The following is a 6,213-nucleotide window of genomic DNA, read 5'->3' on the forward strand; positions in this document are numbered from 1 at the left end:
AGGTAGCACTAGAACTTAGCCTGGGCAGGCAGGCGCAGTTCCCCCGACAGCAATGGGGTACGACGCTATAAAATATCGCAGCATGGGGTAACGACAGCCCCCTTGACGCGGACGGACGGGTCCGATTCAAGATCACGATGGAACGCGCGCGGTCACCGAAGGATGTGGAAGCATTGATCTTGGCCCACAGTGCCGAGATCGCGGCGTTGCAAGGCCAACACCCATCCAGCAAAAGGCGCTCGACCTTCTCGCCATCCGCTGTACCCAGTAACCACCCCGCCCGATCACAAATTATCGTTTCGGATCAATGGGCTGTGCAATTCAAAAAAAGGAAGCTCAGCTTAGAGACTTCGTATCAGCGGATCAAAAACCGGTGACAGCTTGATGCGATCGCCGACGGCCAGGATCGTTCTGCCATGAATCTCATTCAGAAGTGTCGCAGTGGCTAGGTAAAAGGCAAGAACCGCGGTAACCAGTCCACCGTAACCGCCAAGAACAGTCAGGGTGTGGTCGCCAAATACAGGTGCCGCCGCGAGAAACAGGAGCGTTACCCACGCGGCGAAGAGTGTCGCATTCAAAGCCCAATTGATGGCAAACGAGCTTATCCAGAGTGTTATGGAAAAGGCGGCCCAAACGACGAGGTACCAACTCACGGCCGACGCGGGCACATGTCGTAAAAAAAATTCCTCGAAGAGAGCAAAGCTCCACCAGAATGCGCCATACCCTCCGAAAGCCGCGACCCCGAAGGTGTTACCTTTAACAAACTCCATGACGCCTACGATGATTTGAATCGAACCGCCAAATGCGAAAGCCATCGCAAGAATCAGCGGGACGGAGGCCCCAGATAGGAAATCGGCGTTCACGAGGCTTAGCAGCCAAGTAGTTAGTGCAAACGCAAAGAGTCCGACCGGGGCCGGGTTTGCAAGCTTCATTGTTTCCTCCTGTTATTGGAATTGTGGTGCTAGCTAATGAATGGTGCGATCTAAGGCGGCATCTCATCCTCCATGATACTGGTACTCTGCGAAGTGACTAGCCGAGCACAGGCAATGGCACGACGCTGTAGTTATGCTTAATTCCCCGGCGAAGGATTGGGTCATGGATCTCAAACTCGAATCGCGTGCTCGGCCTGATCCCGCCATTGGCGGAAAGTGTCCCGCCAAAGAGTGCGACACCCTCGGGTAGGGCGCTTGCTCCGAATCCTTGTTCGATCAGCGAAAGCGGTGGGAGCATCTGGGCGACGCTGCCTTCCTGATAGAGTTCACGTACGCCGCCTATCGTGGCATAAGACCTCAGAACGAGACGATCCCAATGCGGTGCTACCTCTTCGAAGGCCCATAATTCTGGCGCGATCGGCTTGTCACACATCTGCTTAGACACGGTGATATTGTACGATTCTACCTTGCGGTCCGTGTGGTCGGAGCCAACACCGACGAAAAGGCGACCCTCTAGTTGGATTAGAACGAACTCGACCTCGCCGCTTGATGCCTCTCCGGCGGTCTCGATCGTCGAACTGGTTGTCAGCCGCCGAGCCGCAATGCGATAGAAGATTGGAGTTGTGGCGGGACGTGCGATCCCAAGTTCTTCAAGTTCGACGATATGCTTGTCTCTAGCGATCGGATCGCGACCCGTCCAGCCAGCGATAACGAGTCCGGACAACGGAATCTCACGTAAAGCCGAGTGATCGGCTTCATGTATCGTGAAGACGAGGGTTCTGTCGGCTGAACTCATTATGGGGTTCTCCATGGTCTTTGACGGTTCCATATGTTCGTGACGGTCCTAGACTTCGTCCGCAGCAATTGGCGATCTATCCCAGTCGCGTCCAAGCGCCTCAATCGCGAGCGCGATCGAGAGAATATCGCGATCGGTGTTCGCGGGACCGGCGATCATCAGGCCGACAGGGGCTTTGTTATCGCGATTGATTGGCAGCGATAGGGCGCATCCGTCGATTATGTTGATGAAGGTAGGATTTCGAAGTGCCAGAAGGTTTACCCTCTGGAAGTCAGCGTCTTCCGTGAGACCCTCTATTGGCGGCGGCAGTATCGGAGTTGTCGGCATCAGCACCGCGTCATATGGGGCGATACGAGCCGTCGCACGCGTGATCAGTGACCGTCGTTTGCCATGCAGCTCTATATAATCCGCCGCCGACTGATCAGCGCCGCAGCGAATGCGCGCGAGCACTCGTGGGTCGTATTCGGTTGCGCGCTCCTCTAACAGGTGGCGGTGCCAGGCGAAGCTTTCCGCGGCGGCGAGTCCGCCCTTTGCATTCAGTTCTGCCACTTCGTCAAGTTCGGGAACAACCACTCTCTCGATTAAAGCGCCGTTTCTCGACAGGCGATGTAGAGCCCGATCGAACTCCTCGGCAACACAACTCTCGATGTCATCGAGAGCGATATTGCGGGGTACGGCTAATCTCAGGCCGTGTAGTGGGCGGGCCTCGAGGGGACGTGTGGTTTCGCCGGCTAAGATTGTGTCGAGGGTGGCGCAGCAGTGGACTGAACGGGCGATCGATCCTACGGAGTCAAGTGATGACGAAAGAGGTACAATTCCGTCAAGCGGAACGCGGCGCGCGGTGGGTTTGAAGCCCACAAGGCTGTTGAAGGCTGCGGGAATGCGGCAAGATCCGCCCGTGTCCGTGCCTATGCCGGCATGGGCCATGCCCATAGCGACCGCGATCGCGGACCCTGATGACGATCCCCCTGGAACCCTCGATTCATGAGGCCGCCATCGGCTTCGCGGGGTTCCATAGTGGGGATTGAGGCCAAGACCGGAGTAGGCAAACTCCGTCATGTTGGTTCGGCCGATGATGACAAAGCCCATGCGTCTCAACCGGCCGATGCACTCAGCATCTCTCTGTGCAGGTTGATTTCCGGCCAGCACAGTCGAGCCAGCACGGGTGACCTGGCCCTGCACGTCGAACAGGTCCTTCACTGCGATCGGGATGCCGGCGAACGGCGAGGGGGCCGAGCCAGCTTCCCGCATCGCGTCGAACGCGGAGGCTGTCTTCAGCGCCCCCGCTGCGTCTACGTCCACGAAGGTGTAGCCGCCTTCGCCATCTACGTCATGAATCGCGGCCAGACAACTCTCGACCAAAGCCAGCGCGGTCGTCCGCCCTCGCTCGAGGTCATGCGTGAGGCTGGCCAAGGTGGGTAGAGGGGGCACCGGGAACTGATCCTCTTCAGACAGGATCGAAAAAATGAATCTCGAAGAGAAGGCAGCCGCCCTCGGACTTGAAGGGGCCGTGTGTGGCACCCGGCGGCCGGCAGGCGTAGGTGAAGCGGTTGTAACTCGTGCCGCCGTCGCCACTCTCATTGTTTCCGACGGTAAGGTCACCCGACACCAGGAACACTTCTTCCCAATATTCGTGAACGAAAGGTTTTGTCGTGTAGACGCCCGGCTCAAACCTCAAGAGGCGAGTCCGGGTGCCATGCCGGCCCGGCTCATCCAGGGCTCCAGACAGGATCTTCTGTTGGATTCCTGCCGGATATCCGGTGGGAACCTCCCATCCAGCCGTCATATCAATGGTACGAAATTCGTCATGAATTTTATTGACGGACATCGGTGCGCTTCTCCTAAGAATTCATGCCGCCACTTACGGAATTCGGTTCCGATCGTCCAACTCATAGCTATCCAGAATATTGGTCACCAAGGTATTGGCGTGTTCCCAGTTGTAGCTACGGAAGGAATGTCCTTTTGTGACGAAGTTCGCTCCCGCATAAAACATCTCATATTGATGGTGACGTGAGGCAAATTCGGAGCCAACAGCATCCCAGGCAAGTTTGTAGAATTTAACTTTCTCCGGAGCGGTGGCGGCGGGTGATTGCTGTGTGCGGTCAATAAGTGACGCAATATCGGGGTTGCGAAAATCTTCTACAGAAGACGGTAGCATTATCAGACCTCCTCCAGATAATTCACGCAACGTATTGAGTATTTTCGGATACAGCTGCTGCGTCAAAGTCTGCGCCGCATAGAGCGTATGCCGATCAGGAATGTAGTAGCGGCCGTTGTGCGATCCCTTGGCCTCCATGGCCGCCACGAAGGCATCGATCATGCCCCCCTCAGCCGCGAGTTGGCCAAGCGTTTCACGAACCTGTGGAAAACCAAGAACGCCATTGATCTCGGCGATCCGCCGTGCCAGCCCAATCAGAAAGCGGACCTTCACCGAGAGACGGATCATTGCCTGATAGTTCTGGTAGACGTGCGCAGGAGTAGCGAAAAACTGCTTCTGGCACATCTCGATGCTCTTGAAGACGAACACCCGATCCCAAGGAACCTGGACGTCGTCAAAGAAAATGACCGCATCGTTCTCATCAAATCGACTCGCGAGCGGATAGTCGAATACGGAACCCGCGGCCTCCTCGTAGGATTTTCGGGAGAGAAGGGTCAGGCCTGGCGTATTCAGCGGAATGGCAAACGACAGAGCGTAGTTCTCATCACCGGGCTGCAGCGGCTGGATGCACGTCACGAAAATCTCATCGGCCATGATGCCGCCAGTTGCGAGCATTTTCGCCCCGCGGACTGTGATGCCCCGCATATCCTGATCGACAACCCCGGCGGTCAGGAACGCATCCTTCTGCTGCGCGGCGCTCTTCGAGCGGTCTGCTTGTGGATTTATGATCACGTAGGTTAAATAAAGGTCGCGATCTCGGGCATAGCGGTAGTAGTCGGCAAGAGCTGTGGCCCGCTCTCGATCATAGGCTTCGAAGACGTCCAAACCCATGTAAAGGCCTGCAATACAGGAGGCGACATGGTCTGGAGCTCGGCCCAGAAACCCCGCATGAAGCGCTCCCCAAGCCTCCAAGGCGTGTCGGCGATCGATAAGGTCATTGATGGTCTCGGGCAGTTGCCAAATTCGGTTTGCGCGCTCACCCGGCACGACCTGATAGGTCATGAGATCCTGATTCTCTTTTGCCGATGCGAAGTCGAATAGCTTGGCGACGGATTTGATCGAGTTGGAGAAAGCGCGGTGCGCGGTTACGTCGGGGACGCGTTCCCCATCGATGTAGATACTGCGTCCGTCTTGCAGACCTGAAATGTGCCTATCGCCCGTTTTTAAGATAGCCATGGATCGTTTCACTCCTCAGAGAATTCGTTGTGCAGCCACAGATCAGCGTGATTGGTTAACTCAGTGCGCCTTCGCCGACGCTGTGGTATTTTCCGCGAAAGAAAAGCAACGGCGCCTCACGCTCGTTTGCTGAAAACCGAATGACGCGGATAACGAAAATTACGTGATCGCCGGCGTCGTAATGAGCGTGCGGCTCGCATTCGAAGTGAGCGAGCGCTCCCTGAAGTAGGGGGGCTTCTGTATAGCCTGCTACGACTTCGACGTTGGCCCACTTCTCACCGCGGGCCTGGGCAAACTGTCCTGACAGGGTTTCTTGGCATCTGCTCAGAATATTGATCGCATACCCCTGCGCCGCGACCATGGCCGGGAGACTAAGTGCGCGCCTATCGACACTAAATAGCACCAGAGGTGGATCCAGAGAGACAGAATTGAACGACGTCATGGTCATGCCAATTGGCTCATGGGCAGGTCCACGAGCTGTGACGACGGCAACCCCCGTGGCAAAATGCGAAAGCGCCTTGCGGAAAGAGCAATAATCGAACTCCATTGTTTCCTCCTCTCAGTAGCTTTGTATTAAAGCTATCTAGCAAAGTGAGTCAAGCACAAAGTTCGGATGCTGCCCGCAACAGGCCGTCCCGATGCGCTTTCACCTCATCAATCGAAGCCGGAATGGTAGATGTGGTTTGGGCCTCAGCTTCGATTCGGCTGATGATGCCGCGCGGGGTTTAAGGGAATCTATCAGCCGCGCTGAAGGGCGATTCGGGCTGCGCGCGGAGGCTGCCCGGTCCAGGCACGGTGGGCACGGGAGAAAGCGGACAGTTCCGCGTAGCCGAGACTATGGGCGATGGACTTGAGCGAGCGCCGGCGCTCTCTGAGCATACGGGTTGCGGCATCCGCCCGCTGTTCCTTGACCAGGCCGCGGAAACTCAGGCCTTCCTCGCCAAGCCTGCGTTGCAGCGTGCGCGCCGACATGCCGAGTTCGCAGGCGGCGAGCGATACAGTCAGGTTGGAGTCCTCAAGACTCCCCTCATTTTCACACTGCCCCGAAAGTCTCGGCGAAGACGGGCAGGTCGGCGAGCATATCGGCGAATTTCTGGACCAGTGGCAGCAGGCGAGGCTCCGGCATGGTGGGGATGAGTTCGTATAGCATG

General features: G+C 56.8%; 7 protein-coding genes. All 7 read right to left on the reverse strand.

Annotated elements, in window-relative coordinates; translation table 11 throughout:
* Positions 1-341: 341 nt before the first annotated feature.
* Positions 342-932, reverse strand: coding sequence for an acetate uptake transporter (locus tag AiwAL_RS19415; RefSeq protein WP_235706148.1), 591 nt, complete (start codon positions 930-932; stop codon positions 342-344).
* 97 nt (positions 933-1,029) lie between these two features.
* A complete protein-coding gene (locus tag AiwAL_RS19420; protein ID WP_235706147.1) occupies positions 1,030-1,728 on the reverse strand; it encodes a DUF2848 domain-containing protein in 699 nt (232 codons plus the stop codon).
* 48 nt (positions 1,729-1,776) lie between these two features.
* Positions 1,777-3,141, reverse strand: a complete 1,365-nt coding sequence (locus tag AiwAL_RS19425; protein ID WP_235706146.1) for an amidase — start codon at positions 3,139-3,141, stop codon at positions 1,777-1,779.
* A 34-nt stretch (positions 3,142-3,175) separates the two neighbouring features.
* Positions 3,176-3,556, reverse strand: coding sequence for a cupin domain-containing protein (locus AiwAL_RS19430; RefSeq protein ID WP_235706145.1), 381 nt, complete (start codon positions 3,554-3,556; stop codon positions 3,176-3,178).
* Between the two features lie 33 nt (positions 3,557-3,589).
* Positions 3,590-5,062 carry a 4-hydroxyphenylacetate 3-hydroxylase family protein gene (locus AiwAL_RS19435; protein WP_235706144.1) on the reverse strand — a complete coding sequence of 491 codons (1,473 nt, stop codon included), beginning with the start codon at positions 5,060-5,062 and terminating at the stop codon, positions 3,590-3,592.
* A gap of 55 nt (positions 5,063-5,117) precedes the next feature.
* A complete protein-coding gene (locus tag AiwAL_RS19440; RefSeq protein ID WP_235706143.1) occupies positions 5,118-5,609 on the reverse strand; it encodes a flavin reductase family protein in 492 nt (163 codons plus the stop codon).
* Positions 5,610-5,800: 191 nt separating this feature from the next.
* Positions 5,801-6,034, reverse strand: a complete 234-nt coding sequence (locus tag AiwAL_RS19445) for a helix-turn-helix domain-containing protein (protein WP_235706142.1) — start codon at positions 6,032-6,034, stop codon at positions 5,801-5,803.
* Positions 6,035-6,213 lie beyond the last annotated feature (179 nt).

The sequence above is a fragment of the Acidiphilium sp. AL genome (genome assembly GCF_025499445.1).
Taxonomy (GTDB): Bacteria; Pseudomonadota; Alphaproteobacteria; order Acetobacterales; family Acetobacteraceae; genus Acidiphilium; species Acidiphilium iwatense.